The organism is Trabulsiella odontotermitis (assembly GCF_030053895.1).
Classification (GTDB): domain Bacteria; phylum Pseudomonadota; class Gammaproteobacteria; order Enterobacterales; family Enterobacteriaceae; genus Trabulsiella; species Trabulsiella odontotermitis_C.
This window is the reverse complement of record NZ_CP125781.1, coordinates 800973-815781: the sequence shown is the minus strand read 5'-3', so window position 1 is coordinate 815781 and position 14809 is coordinate 800973. Positions and strand designations below refer to the sequence as shown.

The following is a 14809-nucleotide window of genomic DNA, read 5'->3' as shown; positions in this document are numbered from 1 at the left end:
CACCTCCTTTTCCTCATCCGGCGCAGCACGAAAGCTGCTTCACGTCCTTGCTGAAGGTCTGCGCCGCGAGCTTCAGCCCTTCGACCATGGTCAGGTAGGGGAACAATTGGTCGGCCAGTTCCTGCACGGTCATACGGTTGCGAATGGCGAGCACCGCCGTCTGGATCAGTTCACCCGCTTCCGGGGCCACCGCTTGCACGCCGATGAGCCGTCCGCTACCTTCCTCGATGACCAGCTTGATGAAGCCGCGTGTGTCGAAGTTGGCAAGCGCACGCGGCACGTTGTCCAAGGTCAAGGTGCGACTGTCGGTCTCGATCCCGTCGTGATGTGCTTCCGCCTCGCTGTAGCCCACGGTGGCGACCTGCGGGTCGGTGAACACCACGGCCGGCATTGCGGTCAGGTCCAGGGCCGCATCGCCGCCAGTCATGTTGATCGCAGCACGGGTGCCGGCCGCTGCCGCCACATAGACGAACTGAGGCTGGTCGGTGCAGTCGCCAGCCGCATAAATGTGTGGCGTACTGGTGCGCATGCCCTTGTCGATGACGATGGCCCCCTGCGCATTGGCAGCGACTCCCGCCGCTTCCAATGCCAGGCTGCGCGTGTTCGGTGCCCTGCCAGTGGCGACCAGCAGCTGGTCGGCGCGTATTTCACCGTACCCGGTGGTCAGCACGAATTCGCCGTCCACATGCGCGACCTGGCTGGCTTGCGTGTATTCCAATACCTTGATCCCTTCGGCACGGAACGCGGCTGTAACGGCCTCGCCGATGGCCGGGTCTTCGCGGAAGAACAGCGTGCTGCGTGCCAGGATCGTCACTTTGCTGCCCAGCCGGGCAAAGGCTTGCGCCAGTTCCAGCGCCACCACAGACGAGCCGATCACGGCCAGGCGCTCGGGAATGGTGTCGCTGACCAGGGCCTCGGTGGAAGTCCAGTAGGGTGACTCTTTCAGGCCCGGAATCGGCGGCACGGCCGGGCTGGCACCCGTGGCGACCAGGCAGCGGTCGAACGCCACCACACGCTCGCCGCCATCGTTTAAACGGACGGCAAGGCTCTGGTCGTCCTTGAAACGCGCTTCACCATGCAGCACGGTGATGGCCGGGTTGCTGTCCAGGATGCCTTCGTACTTGGCGTGGCGCAGCTCATCGACGCGCGCCTGCTGCTGGGCCAGTAGTTTGCTGCGATCAATCGCAGGCACAGTCGCCGCGATGCCACTGTCGAATGGGCTTTCACGGCGCAAATGGGCGATATGGGCAGCGCGGATCATGATCTTGGACGGCACGCAGCCGACATTGACGCAAGTACCGCCGATGGTGCCGCGCTCGATCAGCGTGACGTTCGCACCTTGCTCGACGGCCTTCAGCGCCGCCGCCATCGCGGCTCCGCCGCTGCCAATAACGGCGACGTGCAGTCCGTCCCCATCACCACCAGCCTTGTCGCCACCGCCCAGCCATCCCAGCGCCTTGCCAAGCAGTCTGCCCCGCGCTGAAGTGGATGGGGCATCGGCGGGTGTGGCCTTGTAGCCGAGGCCGGCCACAGCGGCGGTCAGCGCCTCTGGCGAGGTGCCGGGATCGGTGGCGAGTTGCGCGGAGCCTTTCGGGTAGGACACGAGCGCCGACAGCACGCCCGGCACTTTCTCCAGGGCGTCCTTGACATGTGTCGCGCACGAGTCGCAGGTCATTCCGGTGATATTCAAATACATTGCATCGTTCCTTTTCGTTTCGGCAACTTCCAATGCAGTTAGCCGTGTTTGGGTGGTAGTTCGCAGCGGCGGTTGGCCGGTGAGAGCAGATCCCAGATCGACACCCCGATCATCAAGGCCAGACCGACATAGAGGAGGTTCGCCGTCCACCAATTGCCAAAAAACAAGAGCATGGCCGCCAGCACGATGGCTGGGCCGACCATCCCGAGCAGGCTGCGGTACCATTGCCGATGACTCAGCCAGCCCAGTGCATTCGCCAGCAAAGCCACGACTGCGAACAGCGGCAGCAGCTTGGAGATAAACAACCCTTCGTATTCCTGTAGAAAGCCAAGGCCGATGGCCGCGCCCAGGCTGGCGATAGCCGGGAAACAGGCAGCGCATCCCATCGCGGAAACAACGCTGCCAAGCGCGCCAGCCTTGTCGGCAATGCGTGTAATCAGTCCCATGATCGCCCCAGGTTCGGGTTCAGTGGCTCACTGCTTGACGCTGGACGGATAGCCCGCGTCTCCGGTTGCCTTGGTCAGCTTCTGCACGCTGGTCTTGGCATCATCGAACGTGACAACCGCTTCGCGTGTCTCGAAGGTCACGTCAATTTTGCTGACGCCTTCGACCTTGGAAATCGCCTTCTTGACGGTGATCGGGCAGGTGGAGCAGGTCATGCCCGGTACGGACAGCGTGACGGTCTGGGTGGCGGCCCACACGGGGGCAACAACGGCAGCGAGGGCGAGGGCGGCAAACAGTTTTTTCATGATGAACTCCTGTGATTAATAGAAAAATGGCATGACGTAGGGAAATCCGAGCGCGACCAGGACCAGCGCGGCCACGATCCAGAAAATGAGCTTGTAAGTAGCTCGCACTTGGGGAATCGCGCAGACCTCACCCGGTTTGCAGGCTTGCGCCGGGCGGTAGATGCGCCGCCAGGCGAAAAACAGCGCGACCAGCGCTGCGCCGATGAAGATCGGGCGATAGGGTTCCAGCACCGTCAGGTTGCCGATCCATGCCCCGCTGAACCCCAAGGCGATCAAAACCAGCGGCCCCAGGCAGCAGGCCGACGCAAGAATGGCGGCCAGCCCACCGGCGAAGAGCGCGCCGCGCCCGTTTTGTGGTTCAGACATACGCTTGTCCTTTCAAATTTGGTTTGGATAGCTTAAGCTTACTTCCGTAGTTATGTACGGAGTCAAGCGATATGCAAATTAATTTTGAGAATCTGACCATTGGCGTTTTTGCCAAGGCGGCCGGGGTCAATGTGGAGACCATCCGGTTCTACCAGCGCAAGGGCCTGCTGCCGGAGCCAGACAAGCCCTATGGCAGCATTCGCCGCTATGGCGAGGCGGATGTAACACGAGTGCGGTTCGTGAAATCGGCCCAGCGGCTGGGCTTTAGCCTGGACGAAATCGCCGAGCTACTGCGGCTGGAGGATGGCACCCATTGCGAGGAAGCCAGCGGCCTGGCCGAGCACAAGCTCAAGGATGTGCGCGAGAAGATGGCCGACTTGGCACGCATGGAGGCCGTGCTGTCTGAACTGGTGTGCGCCTGCCATGCGCGGAAAGGGAACGTTTCCTGCCCGCTGATTGCGTCACTGCAAGACGGAACGAAGCTCGCTGCATCGGCGCGGGGGAGTCACGGGGTGACTACGCCTTAGCGTGCTTTATTTTCCGAATTCTGAGACGACCCCTGGTATGATCGAGCAGAGGCTCATCTCAATGAGCAATCCCCGCAACAAATTTTTTCGGGGTGCAACAGACCCTTTAGTGTCCAGGCCTGAAAAAAAAGAAAGCACGGTCTCTGAGAGACTACGGTCCTTACGCAACCATACCGGTTAGCGAGCTTTATATTTTCATTATGACTATCTGTATAACAGGGGAATGAATGTGATTAAAAAAATATGCGAAGTGATTGATGGAGAGTATGTCTGTGACATTGATATCAGTGTGGAAGAATGGAAAACTTTATTAACAAATGATAAAGTTTTTGACACAAAAAGTATTGCAGCGTTAAAAAAATGGTTTATTGAGCCAAATCATTCCTGCACATGCTTCGATATTGGTAAGAAGTACGACCTGCACAGCATGAGTGCTAATGGAGTCATAAACGGACTGGGTGGCAGAGTTCAAAAAGAACTTGGTAGATTCGAGGTTAAAGGTGTCGGAAATATCGCATCCGGTACAAAATTCATTACCGTAATGAAGAGTAAAGAAATCGGCGGAAAACCCAAAAGAAACTTATGGACAATTCGTGAGGAACTTGTTCAGGCAATTAACGAACTGGATTTTTTTGGTACAACAGAAATGGCCAGCAGTGAGTATTACTCTGACGATGAGTTGATCAATGCCATAGAGAAAAGTAATATCTTTGACAACGTTCAGACGTTTGAATATACAGGGGAAGCCAAACCAAAGAAAAATGCAATAGAAGTAAAAAATGGCCTCTCGTATCCCAGGAGTAAAGGCGTATCCCAAAATGCGCTGAATAAAGCAGGTTACAGATGTGAAGTCGATAGTGACCACCCAACATTCAGAAGGCGAAATTCATCCTTAAATTACACAGAACCTCATCACATTGTACCTATGTCCAGGCAAGATGCTTTTGACACATCTCTTGATGTTGAAGAAAATATCATATCTCTGTGTTGCAATTGCCATAAACAAATTCACCTTGGTCAGGGTTATGAAGATATGCTGAAAGAAATATACACTGCGCGAAAAAGGTTATTAAAAAAAGTTGGTATTGATATATCACTGGAAAACTTGATTCTTTATTACAAAATGGAAAGTAAGTGAGATTCAAACGAGAGTGATACCTTCGTTTTATTGGTCGGGATGAACAGCAGATGATGTTTCCGGCAAGTATCGGGTCCAGAAACTTTCTGTTAAAAAAGAGGTAAAAGTAGTCTTGAGCCCTGACTGCGAATTGCCATTGCGCATGACCAGAGAACAGGACGAACCCCTGCCAAACCCAGGCATGAGAAACACCTTTAAAACATAGACTTAATTAAAATCAGCAATTCCCATCGAAATAATAAGCAAGCAGAATTGGCTCAGGTGAATTTCACTCGGTGCAGTGCATGCGTTGGGGGGGGTAAAAGGAAAAACCCGAAATGAATCGGGTTTTGATTAATTAACGATTAACAGGTTCCCGTGCCCGGGAACACTCTGACTGTACGCGCAATATATTATTTCCGCAATCATTATTTTTGATTACCAAGCCATGTATTCATCTGCTCAATTTCACCTTTTTGAGCTTTAATGATGTCCTGCGCGAGCTTTCTCATTTCCGGATCTTTTCCGTATTTTAGCTCGGTCTCAGCCATTGCTATTGCCCCTTCATGGTGTGCTACCATGCCTTTCGCAAAAGCCTTGTCGGGATCGGACTCTTTTACAGCGGCCATCATTTTGTCATGCATACCTTTCATGCCGGACATATATTCCTGTGACGATGCCGATGAGGATATATCTGACATTTTCATTTCTGAATGTTCTGCGGAAATCGCTGGCAGGGATAACATCAGTATAACAAAAAGCGAATTTGTGATTTTCATATAATAAACCCTTTCAGATGGTTACCGGATAAGTTTAGCTGAGTCAGACAAAAAAGCCCCCTGAAGGGGGCAAAAAATAACAACATATCCGTATAAGGGACAATCTATCAAGGAAAGGGTAACCGCACGGAAACTTCAGTTGTCATCAGCCCGCATTGATCATGCGGCGGTGTGCATCAGCCATAGCCTGATGGGGGCCGGACTGACCGTTATTCGTAAATTCATGGGCAACAGCTGCTCTTTCATGTTCATTCATCGCCGCAAACGAAGTCGCCGGACGGGAAGCGTTAACGGTGCCAGTTCCCATCATCTTCTGATGACTTTCCGCCATTTTTTTATGTGCATCTGCTGAACCATTGTTCATGGTTTCATGAACAATAATAGCCTGTTCATGCTGATCCATACCGGCCATCCGTGGAGCTGCCCCCTGGATGGCGGCTGGAGTTGAAGAAGACTGCATCTGATGGGCCGGAGCCTGAGCATTATTGACACGCTCATGGATATTTACAGTTTCAGTGGCCCAGGCCGTAGAAATTAAGCTCAAACCTAACACTGATGCTAAGACGATATTTTTCATGGTAACTCTCCATTTCTGAATTAGTGATGTCCGTGAATTTCGATCTGTGTCCTCAGTAGTACAACTGACAACTCTACAGACCTTATTCCGCCAGGATGAGGCTTTAATACAACTCCTGGCTTGTGCTGATGCCGTGTATGGATGAAGTAATAATGCCTTCCTGATAAGTTGCACTAATTATATCGAATGGCTTCTGTTTGCTGCATGACAGGCTAATGACATCTTTGTCATTTAAATCTTTATTCTCAGTACTGGGTTTCCGGAATCATTTTCTCCAGTCTGGGCACGGATAGGATAAAACGAGTTGAACGTACGTCCGATTCCACCTGCACTCTTCCGTGATGTGCTTCCACGATGGACTTCACAATCGCAAGGCCGATGCCGCTGCCTTCTCCTTTTCGTTGTCTGGACGGATCTACCCGATAAAAACGGTCAAACAGCCTTGATAAATGCTCTTCAGGGATTGGTTTCCCCGGATTTTCAATCACAAGGTCAAAAAAGCTCTCCTGCTCTCTTATTGAGACGGTGATTGCCTGTCCCTCCGGGGTATAACGCAGGGCATTGGATAACAGATTATTGATCGCCCTTCTGAACATTTGTGGATCTCCCTCAACCAGGCAGGGCATCCCGTTAAATTTGAGCGTGATATTGCGTTCTTCGGCCCAGGCTTCGAAAAACTCGAAGACTTTCATGACTTCCGCTCTGAGGTCAAACATGACCCTGTCAGGTATCAGCTGATTATTATCTGCCTGTGCCAGGAACAGCATATCGCTGACCATTTTGGTCATCCGGTTATACTCTTCAAGACTGGAATAGAGGACATCCTCAAGTTCCCTCTGTGTTCGATCCTGACTCAGTGCGATTTCAGTCTGCGTCACCAGATTGGTGATGGGCGTTCTGATCTCATGCGCGATATCGGCAGAGAAATTGGCCTGGCGGGTAAAGACATCCTCAATCTTTCCAATCATATGATTGAACGAGATAACCAGTTGCTCCAGCTCAATGGGAACGCGTGTCGGTTCCAGTCGCGCATCAAGATTCTCGGAGGTGATGTTTTTAATGGCATTGCTGACATTACGAAGGGGCAGGTGCCCCTGACGGACAGCGATTCGAATGATCAGAACAATCAACAGGCTTATCACGACGGCAATCGCAATCAGGTTCTTTTTCAGCGCATCGAGGTAATGGAGATGGAAATTAATGGATAGGCCAGTCAGCATGACATAGTTCTGCTGTTTGCCCTGAAATATCGCCTGACCAGAGGAGGCGATAATCCTGTATGTTTCCATCTTCATTTCGGACCCGGTATCCATCGGTCCCGCAGGATCCTCCACCGTCCAGAGAAAGACATCCCGTGCGCGGCTGTGCTCGCTAAAATCTGCTGAATTCACTGCCGGGCGTAGTGCCGCCCCCTGAGCTGAGCTAAAGAGCACTTCACCCCTGGGATTGAGGAGCAAAAGGGCAACGTTGCGGTAGCTGGCAATTGATTCCTTTATTTTGCTTATTTTTTTATCATCCGGATCCACCGGGGACTGCAGTATACGGTTCAGTGTGGTGCTGATTTGTTGAAGATCGCTGACATCCTGCTCGGCAAAATGATTTTCAACAGAATGCAGCATAAACCAGGTGAAGGCGATAAAAGCCAGTATCGTGGACAGGCTGATAAAAAAGGTCAGCCGTAGAGCGAGTGAGAAAGGGCGTCTGGAAGGTTTGCTATGCATCCGGGACCTCCAGCATGTAGCCCACGCCCCGGACTGTCTGGATCAGCTTTGTCTCGTAATCGTTGTCTATTTTAGCGCGGAGTCGCTTTACTGCGACATCGATCGCATTAGTGTCGCTGTCAAAATTCATGTCCCAGACCTGAGAGGCAATCAGGGAGCGGGGAAGAACCTCTCCCTGATGGCGAATGAAGAATTCCAGCAGGCTAAACTCTTTACTGGTGAGCACAATGCGGTTTCCGGCGCGACTGACTTTTCTGGATACGAGATCAATCGAGAGGTCAGCCACCTTAAACTGGCTTTCCGTGATCATCGTGTTTCCCCGCCTCAGAAGGGTTCTCACCCGGGCGAGCAGTTCGGCAAACGCAAAGGGTTTAACCAGATAATCGTCCGCACCCAGTTCCAGTCCTTTGACCCTATGTTCGATCGTGCCGAGGGCTGTCAGCAGTAAGACCGGCATACCCTTTCCGGCAGTGCGCAGCATGCGGATGATATCCCAGCCGTTCACATCAGGTAGCATGATATCCAGAATGACTAAATCATACTCGGCTGTCATGGCGAGATGATATCCGGTAAGACCATTATCAGCGTGATCCACTACGAACCCTGCCTCTGTAAGCCCTTTGCTGAGATATTCACCTGTTTTAATTTCGTCTTCGACGATCAATATTTTCATCTTGCTCCCCGGCTGGCTGCTAATGTCATTCTATTGCGCCCACGATCGTTATCAACGGATTACAGCAAAAATGACAACATTGTCATTATCCTGTCACCCGGCAAACAGAGAGCGTTAGGTAAAGTACCCCTATCAATACTCTGGACTTCGTTTGAACCATTTACCAGGTCTGCCTGTACGAGAAGCGTTATGTTCAAATTAAAATTACTCAGCATCAGTACCATATTCATCCTGGCTGGTTGTGTTTCTCTGGCACCTGAATATCAGCGTCCGCCAGCTCCGGTTCCCCAGCAGTTTTCATTGTCTAAAAACAGTCTGACGCCTGCGGTAAACAGCTATCAGGATACGGGCTGGCGAAACTTTTTTGTCGATCCCCAGGTCAGCAGGCTGATCGGTGAAGCCCTGAATAATAACCGTGATTTGAGAATGGCTGCCCTGAAGGTTGAAGAGGCCCGGGCCCAGTTCAACGTCACGGATGCAGATCGTTATCCCCAACTGAATGCCTCATCCGGGATCACATACAACGGTGGTCTGAAAGGTGACAAGCCGACCACACAGGAGTACGACGCGGGTCTGGAGCTCAGCTATGAGCTCGATTTTTTTGGCAAACTTAAGAACATGAGTGAGGCTGATCGCCAGAACTACTTTGCCAGCGAAGAAGCCCGTCGTGCCGTACACATCCTGCTGGTCTCCAACGTTTCACAGAGCTATTTCAGCCAGCAACTGGCGTACGAACAACTCCGTATTGCGCGGGAAACGCTGAAAAATTATGAACAGTCTTATGCATTCGTTGAGCAACAACTGGTGACCGGGAGTACGAACGTTCTGGCGCTTGAACAAGCCAGGGGGCAAATCGAAAGTACCCGCGCCGAAATAGCCAAACGAGAAGGCGATCTGGCTCAGGCAAACAATGCCCTGCAACTGGTGCTGGGAACGTACCGCGCAGTTCCGTCAGAAAAAGGGATTAAAGGTGGGGAGATCGCACCAGTAAAATTGCCACCAAATCTGTCGTCACAAATATTGCTGCAGCGTCCGGATATTATGGAAGCGGAATACCAGTTGAAAGCGGCTGATGCCAATATTGGCGCAGCGCGAGCGGCTTTTTTCCCGTCCATTACCCTGACCAGTGGTCTCTCCTCAAGCAGTACGGAGCTGTCCAGCCTCTTTACGTCAGGAAGTGGAATGTGGAATTTTATTCCTAAAATTGAAATTCCTATATTTAATGCTGGCAGGAACAAAGCCAATCTGAAGCTGGCTGAAATTCGCCAGCAACAGTCCGTGGTTAATTACGAACAAAAAATTCAGTCAGCCTTTAAGGATGTTTCCGACACGCTTGCGCTGCGCGACAGCCTTAGCCAGCAACTTGAGTCACAGCAGCGTTATCTTGATTCACTTCAGATAACTCTACAGCGTGCCAGAGGATTGTATGCAAGTGGTGCTGTCAGTTACATCGAAGTGCTGGATGCAGAACGTTCCCTCTTCGCGACGCAGCAAACCATTCTCGATCTTACCTATTCCCGACAGGTTAACGAAATTAATCTGTTTACCGCGCTGGGTGGCGGTTGGGTAGAGTAAATTTATTCAATTAATCAGGAAATTAAAATGCGTAATTCACTTAAAGCCGTTTTATTTGGTGCCTTCTCTGTCATGTTTTCTGCCGGTCTTCATGCTGAAACACATCAGCATGGCGATATGAATGCTGCCAGTGATGCTTCGGTACAGCAGGTTATCAAGGGCACCGGTATCGTTAAAGACATTGATATGAATAGTAAAAAAATCACCATTTCGCACGAAGCAATCCCGGCGGTGGGCTGGCCTGCAATGACCATGCGCTTCACTTTTGTTAATGCAGACGACGCTATCAATGCCCTGAAAACCGGCAACCATGTCGATTTCTCGTTTATTCAGCAGGGCAATATCTCCTTACTCAAAAGCATTAACGTTACGCAATCCTGATTAACAGTCCGGAGCGAATACATCCAGTGCGCCTGAACATTCATTATGGGATTACTGTGAATGAATGATCGTGCGCATATGCCAGGTGTTTTGATTTTTCAGCGAGAAATTGTATGGCTTCTTTAAAGATAAAATATGCTGCAATAATTATCAGCAGCCTCATAGCAGGGGGGCTGATATCGGTTACTGCCTGGCAGTATTTAAACTCATCACAAAAAACAGTACCAGCAGAACAAAAGGCACCGGAGAAAAAGGTACTTTTCTGGTATGACCCTATGAAACCGGATACCAAATTTGATAAACCCGGAAAATCGCCCTTTATGGATATGGACCTGGTGCCAAAATATGCTGATGACAGTGGCGATAAAAGCAGTGGCGGGATCCGTATCGACCCAACCCAGGTTCAGAATCTGGGATTAAAAACGCAAAAAGTCACGCGAGGAATGCTGAATTATTCTCAGACAATCCCGGCTAATGTCAGCTATAACGAGTATCAGTTTGTTATTGTGCAGGCGCGTTCTGACGGGTTTGTCGAAAAAGTCTACCCCATGACGATTGGCGATCATGTGAAGAAGGGGACGCCACTTATCGATATTACCATTCCGGACTGGGTGGAAGCACAGAGCGAATTCCTTCTGTTATCCAGCACCGGTGGTACTTCCACGCAAATTAAAGGCGTTCTGGAACGGCTTCGCCTGGCAGGTATGCCGGAAGAGGATATTCAGAGACTGCGTTCTACCCGGAGCATTCAGACCCGTTTTACCATTAAAGCACCTATTGATGGTGTCATTACTGCATTTGACCTGCGCACCGGCATGAATATTTCGAAAGATAAGGTGGTGGCTCAGATTCAGGGAATGGACCCGGTCTGGATCAGCGCTGCAGTGCCAGAATCTATCGCATATCTGCTGAAAGATACGTCGCAGTTTGAAATTTCGGTACCGGCTTATCCGGATAAAACATTCCATGTCGAAAAATGGAACATTCTTCCCAGCGTGGATCAGACAACCCGTACGCTTCAGGTCCGTCTCCAGGTTTCTAATAAGGATGAGTTTCTCAAGCCGGGCATGAATGCCTATCTGAAACTGAATACCAAGAGCCAGGAGATGCTGCTGATACCAAGCCAGGCCGTTATCGATACCGGCAAAGAACAGCGCGTGATTACTGTTGATGATGAAGGCAAGTTTGTGCCGAAACAGATCCACGTTCTGCATGAATCACAGCAACAGTCCGGCATCGGTTCCGGCCTGAATGAAGGCGATACCGTGGTGGTCAGTGGCCTGTTCCTCATTGACTCCGAAGCCAATATTACGGGCGCGCTGGAACGTATGCGCCACCCTGAAAAAACAGAAAGCAGTATGCCAGCAATGTCTGACCAGCCTGTAAATATGCATTCAGGGCACTGAGGAGACGACGATGATTGAATGGATTATCCGGCGCTCTGTCGCCAACCGTTTCCTGGTCATGATGGGGGCCCTGTTTCTCAGCATCTGGGGTACATGGACGATTATTAACACGCCGGTCGATGCCTTGCCTGACCTGTCAGATGTGCAGGTCATTATCAAAACCAGCTATCCCGGCCAGGCCCCGCAGATTGTAGAAAACCAGGTCACCTATCCACTTACCACCACCATGCTGTCCGTACCTGGCGCAAAAACCGTGCGTGGTTTTTCACAGTTCGGGGATTCGTATGTGTATGTCATTTTTGAAGACGGCACCGATCTGTACTGGGCCCGTTCCCGCGTGCTGGAATATCTGAATCAGGTTCAGGGAAAACTGCCTGCCGGTGTGAGTTCTGAAATCGGTCCTGATGCCACGGGTGTGGGCTGGATTTTTGAATATGCCCTTGTCGATCGCAACGGAAAACACGACCTTTCAGAACTGCGCTCTCTGCAGGACTGGTTCCTGAAATTTGAGCTGAAAACCATCCCGAACGTGGCTGAGGTCGCTTCGGTTGGCGGCGTGGTGAAACAGTACCAGATTCAGGTCAATCCGGTAAAACTGTCCCAGTACGGTATCAGCCTGCCCGAAGTGAAACAGGCACTTGAATCGTCTAACCAGGAGGCCGGTGGCTCATCCGTTGAAATGGCCGAAGCGGAGTATATGGTCCGTGCCAGCGGTTATCTTCAGAGCATTGATGATTTTAATAACATCGTCCTGAAAACAGGTGAGAACGGCGTGCCGGTTTATCTGCGGGATGTTGCCCGCGTGCAGACCGGGCCCGAAATGAGGCGTGGTATTGCCGAGCTGAACGGCCAGGGAGAAGTCGCTGGCGGCGTGGTGATCCTGCGGTCGGGTAAAAATGCGCGCGACGTTATCACGGCAGTGAGGGATAAACTGGAGACGCTGAAGGCCAGCCTGCCGGAAGGCGTTGAAATCGTGACCACCTACGATCGCAGCCAGTTAATCGACCGGGCGATTGATAACCTCAGTTCCAAACTTCTGGAAGAGTTTATCGTGGTGGCCATCGTCTGTGCTCTGTTCCTGTGGCACGTACGTTCTGCCCTGGTGGCGATTATCTCTCTGCCGCTTGGCCTGTGTATCGCCTTTATCGTCATGCACTTCCAGGGACTGAACGCCAATATCATGTCGCTGGGAGGGATAGCGATTGCCGTCGGTGCGATGGTGGATGCCGCCATTGTGATGATTGAAAATGCGCACAAACGGCTTGAGGAGTGGGATCATCAGCATCCGGGTGAGCAGATTGACAACGCCACCCGCTGGAAGGTGATTACCGACGCCTCCGTGGAAGTGGGACCCGCGTTGTTCATTAGCCTGCTGATCATCACCCTGTCCTTTATTCCTATCTTTACCCTGGAAGGGCAGGAAGGTCGTCTGTTTGGCCCGCTGGCATTCACGAAAACGTACTCCATGGCGGGAGCGGCCGCACTGGCCATCATCGTCATTCCTATTCTGATGGGATTCTGGATCCGGGGGAAAATTCCTGCCGAGACAAGTAACCCCCTGAACCGGGTGCTGATCAAAGCGTATCATCCTTTGCTGCTGCGGGTCCTCCACTGGCCAAAAACAACCCTGCTGGTTGCGGCCTTGTCCATTTTCACGGTTATCTGGCCACTGAGTCAGGTGGGCGGTGAATTTCTGCCGAAGATTAACGAGGGCGATCTGCTGTATATGCCGTCGACCTTGCCTGGCGTCTCTCCGGCAGAAGCTGCAGCGCTCCTGCAGACAACAGACAAGTTAATCAAAAGCGTTCCTGAAGTGGCTTCTGTATTTGGCAAGACCGGTAAAGCAGAGACCGCAACGGATTCCGCGCCGCTCGAAATGGTGGAAACCACGATCCAGCTCAAACCTGAGGATCAGTGGCGTCCCGGCATGACAATTGACAAGATTATTGATGAACTCGACAGGACAGTCCGTTTACCGGGTCTGGCAAACCTCTGGGTGCCGCCTATCCGTAACCGTATTGATATGCTCTCAACCGGGATCAAAAGCCCGATAGGTATCAAAGTGTCCGGGACTGTTCTGTCCGATATCGACGCGACGGCGCAGAGTATCGAGGCGGTAGCCAAAACCGTGCCTGGCGTGGTGTCTGTCCTGGCTGAGCGACTTGAGGGCGGGCGCTACATCGATATCGATATCAACCGGGAGAAAGCCTCCCGCTACGGGATGACGGTAGGTGATGTCCAGCTGTTCGTCTCTTCAGCAATCGGAGGTGCTATGGTGGGTGAGACGGTTGAAGGGGTGGCCCGGTACCCTATTAACATTCGCTACCCGCAGGATTACCGGAACAGTCCGCAGGCGCTGAAACAGATGCCGATCCTGACCCCGATGAAGCAGCAGATCACGCTGGGCGATGTCGCGGATATTAACGTCGTTTCTGGACCAACCATGCTGAAAACCGAAAATGCCCGGCCAGCCAGCTGGATTTATGTTGATGCCCGCGGCAGGGACATGGTGTCGGTGGTTAACGACATTAAGACGGCCATCAGCGAGAAAGTGAAACTGAGACCGGGAACCAGTGTGGCATTCTCCGGACAGTTTGAACTGCTTGAGCATGCCAACAAGAAACTGAAGCTGATGGTGCCGATGACGGTGATGATCATTTTCATCCTGTTGTATCTGGCATTCCGCCGGGTTGACGAAGCCCTGCTGATCCTGATGAGCCTGCCGTTCGCCCTGGTTGGCGGAATATGGTTCCTGTACTGGCAGGGCTTCCATATGTCAGTGGCGACCGGAACCGGGTTTATCGCCCTGGCCGGGGTGGCAGCAGAGTTTGGCGTGGTCATGCTGATGTATCTGCGTCATGCCATTGAAGCGCACCCGGAATTGTCCCGTAAAGAGACGTTCACACCGGAAGGTCTTGATGAAGCCCTCTATCATGGTGCCGTACTGCGTGTCCGGCCGAAAGCCATGACCGTGGCGGTGATCATTGCGGGTCTGCTGCCAATACTCTGGGGAACCGGCGCAGGTTCAGAAGTCATGAGCCGTATTGCTGCGCCAATGATTGGTGGGATGATCACGGCTCCGCTGCTGTCCCTGTTCATTATTCCTGCCGCCTACAAATTAATCTGGCTGCGCAGACATAAAAAAAGCGTGTCATAACCCTGAAAGGGCGCCCCCAGTGGGCGTCCTTCTGCACTGATTCACCCTGACGTCAGGGTTTATATCGATAATATACAGAGGTGAG

At 51.9% G+C, this 14809-nt stretch carries 14 protein-coding genes; 6 read left to right on the top strand and 8 right to left on the bottom strand.

All coding sequences use genetic code 11. The annotated features are described in order from the left end of the window. Nucleotides 1–13: 13 nt before the first annotated feature. From merA to QMG90_RS03940, 4 genes are read right to left on the bottom strand one after another with little or no spacing between them, the layout of a single operon-like run. Nucleotides 14–1696: a mercury(II) reductase gene (gene merA / locus QMG90_RS03955; RefSeq protein WP_000281123.1), complete on the bottom strand. Its 1683-nt coding sequence runs from the start codon at nt 1694–1696 to the stop codon at nt 14–16. A gap of 38 nt (nt 1697–1734) precedes the next feature. After that, the gene (gene merC, locus QMG90_RS03950) at nt 1735–2142 is read right to left on the bottom strand and encodes an organomercurial transporter MerC (RefSeq protein WP_000522993.1); all 408 of its coding nucleotides are present in this window, start codon (nt 2140–2142) and stop codon (nt 1735–1737) included. Nucleotides 2143–2169: 27 nt separating this feature from the next. Continuing rightward, the gene (gene merP / locus QMG90_RS03945) at nt 2170–2445 is read right to left on the bottom strand and encodes a mercury resistance system periplasmic binding protein MerP (protein ID WP_000732276.1); all 276 of its coding nucleotides are present in this window, start codon (nt 2443–2445) and stop codon (nt 2170–2172) included. A 15-nt stretch (nt 2446–2460) separates the two neighbouring features. Beyond that, nucleotides 2461–2811 (bottom strand): mercuric transport protein MerT, encoded by a 351-nt coding sequence (locus QMG90_RS03940; protein WP_001294660.1) that lies wholly within the window; start codon nt 2809–2811, stop codon nt 2461–2463. Between the two features lie 71 nt (nt 2812–2882). Here QMG90_RS03940 and merR point away from each other — a divergent pair, with 71 nt between their 5' ends. Continuing rightward, nucleotides 2883–3338 carry a mercury resistance transcriptional regulator MerR gene (gene merR / locus QMG90_RS03935; protein ID WP_001166628.1) on the top strand — a complete coding sequence of 152 codons (456 nt, stop codon included), beginning with the start codon at nt 2883–2885 and terminating at the stop codon, nt 3336–3338. A gap of 229 nt (nt 3339–3567) precedes the next feature. Next, nucleotides 3568–4476 (top strand): HNH endonuclease, encoded by a 909-nt coding sequence (locus QMG90_RS03930; RefSeq protein WP_007374408.1) that lies wholly within the window; start codon nt 3568–3570, stop codon nt 4474–4476. Nucleotides 4477–4883: 407 nt separating this feature from the next. Here QMG90_RS03930 and copM read toward each other — a convergent pair whose 3' ends face one another. From copM to silR, 4 genes are all read right to left on the bottom strand, one after another. Beyond that, a complete protein-coding gene (gene copM, locus QMG90_RS03925; protein WP_032752126.1) occupies nt 4884–5234 on the bottom strand; it encodes a CopM family metallochaperone in 351 nt (116 codons plus the stop codon). A gap of 145 nt (nt 5235–5379) precedes the next feature. Continuing rightward, on the bottom strand, nt 5380–5811 hold the full coding sequence (gene silE, locus QMG90_RS03920; RefSeq protein WP_007374411.1) for a silver-binding protein SilE: 432 nt from the start codon (nt 5809–5811) through the stop codon (nt 5380–5382). A gap of 245 nt (nt 5812–6056) precedes the next feature. After that, on the bottom strand, nt 6057–7532 hold the full coding sequence (gene silS / locus QMG90_RS03915; protein WP_007374412.1) for a copper/silver sensor histidine kinase SilS: 1476 nt from the start codon (nt 7530–7532) through the stop codon (nt 6057–6059). Next, nucleotides 7525–8205 (bottom strand): copper/silver response regulator transcription factor SilR, encoded by a 681-nt coding sequence (gene silR, locus QMG90_RS03910; protein ID WP_000697968.1) that lies wholly within the window; start codon nt 8203–8205, stop codon nt 7525–7527. Before silR ends, silS begins: the two co-directional genes overlap by 8 nt. A gap of 189 nt (nt 8206–8394) precedes the next feature. Between silR and silC the strand changes: the two genes are divergently transcribed. From silC to silA, 4 genes are all read left to right on the top strand, one after another. Then, the gene (silC, locus tag QMG90_RS03905) at nt 8395–9780 is read left to right on the top strand and encodes a Cu(+)/Ag(+) efflux RND transporter outer membrane channel SilC (RefSeq protein WP_001507116.1); all 1386 of its coding nucleotides are present in this window, start codon (nt 8395–8397) and stop codon (nt 9778–9780) included. Between the two features lie 27 nt (nt 9781–9807). Beyond that, the gene (locus QMG90_RS03900; protein ID WP_001246152.1) at nt 9808–10161 is read left to right on the top strand and encodes a Cu(+)/Ag(+) efflux RND transporter periplasmic metallochaperone SilF; all 354 of its coding nucleotides are present in this window, start codon (nt 9808–9810) and stop codon (nt 10159–10161) included. 113 nt (nt 10162–10274) lie between these two features. Beyond that, nucleotides 10275–11567: a Cu(+)/Ag(+) efflux RND transporter periplasmic adaptor subunit SilB gene (gene silB / locus QMG90_RS03895; protein WP_024562062.1), complete on the top strand. Its 1293-nt coding sequence runs from the start codon at nt 10275–10277 to the stop codon at nt 11565–11567. Nucleotides 11568–11577: 10 nt separating this feature from the next. Continuing rightward, the gene (silA, locus tag QMG90_RS03890) at nt 11578–14724 is read left to right on the top strand and encodes a Cu(+)/Ag(+) efflux RND transporter permease subunit SilA (protein WP_000574021.1); all 3147 of its coding nucleotides are present in this window, start codon (nt 11578–11580) and stop codon (nt 14722–14724) included. The last annotated feature ends 85 nt before the right edge of the window (nt 14725–14809 follow it).

What these genes read in the sequence shown, in the direction of transcription:
- merA (WP_000281123.1), bottom strand. Translation starts at nt 1,696, where the DNA reads ATGTATTTGAATATCACCGGAATGACCTGCGACTCGTGCGCGACACAT.
- merC (WP_000522993.1), bottom strand. Translation starts at nt 2,142, where the DNA reads ATGGGACTGATTACACGCATTGCCGACAAGGCTGGCGCGCTTGGCAGC.
- merP (WP_000732276.1), bottom strand. Translation starts at nt 2,445, where the DNA reads ATGAAAAAACTGTTTGCCGCCCTCGCCCTCGCTGCCGTTGTTGCCCCC.
- QMG90_RS03940 (WP_001294660.1), bottom strand. Translation starts at nt 2,811, where the DNA reads ATGTCTGAACCACAAAACGGGCGCGGCGCGCTCTTCGCCGGTGGGCTG.
- merR (WP_001166628.1), top strand. Translation starts at nt 2,883, where the DNA reads ATGCAAATTAATTTTGAGAATCTGACCATTGGCGTTTTTGCCAAGGCG.
- copM (WP_032752126.1), bottom strand. Translation starts at nt 5,234, where the DNA reads ATGAAAATCACAAATTCGCTTTTTGTTATACTGATGTTATCCCTGCCA.
- silE (WP_007374411.1), bottom strand. Translation starts at nt 5,811, where the DNA reads ATGAAAAATATCGTCTTAGCATCAGTGTTAGGTTTGAGCTTAATTTCT.
- silS (WP_007374412.1), bottom strand. Translation starts at nt 7,532, where the DNA reads ATGCATAGCAAACCTTCCAGACGCCCTTTCTCACTCGCTCTACGGCTG.
- silR (WP_000697968.1), bottom strand. Translation starts at nt 8,205, where the DNA reads ATGAAAATATTGATCGTCGAAGACGAAATTAAAACAGGTGAATATCTC.
- silC (WP_001507116.1), top strand. Translation starts at nt 8,395, where the DNA reads ATGTTCAAATTAAAATTACTCAGCATCAGTACCATATTCATCCTGGCT.
- QMG90_RS03900 (WP_001246152.1), top strand. Translation starts at nt 9,808, where the DNA reads ATGCGTAATTCACTTAAAGCCGTTTTATTTGGTGCCTTCTCTGTCATG.
- silB (WP_024562062.1), top strand. Translation starts at nt 10,275, where the DNA reads ATGGCTTCTTTAAAGATAAAATATGCTGCAATAATTATCAGCAGCCTC.
- silA (WP_000574021.1), top strand. Translation starts at nt 11,578, where the DNA reads ATGATTGAATGGATTATCCGGCGCTCTGTCGCCAACCGTTTCCTGGTC.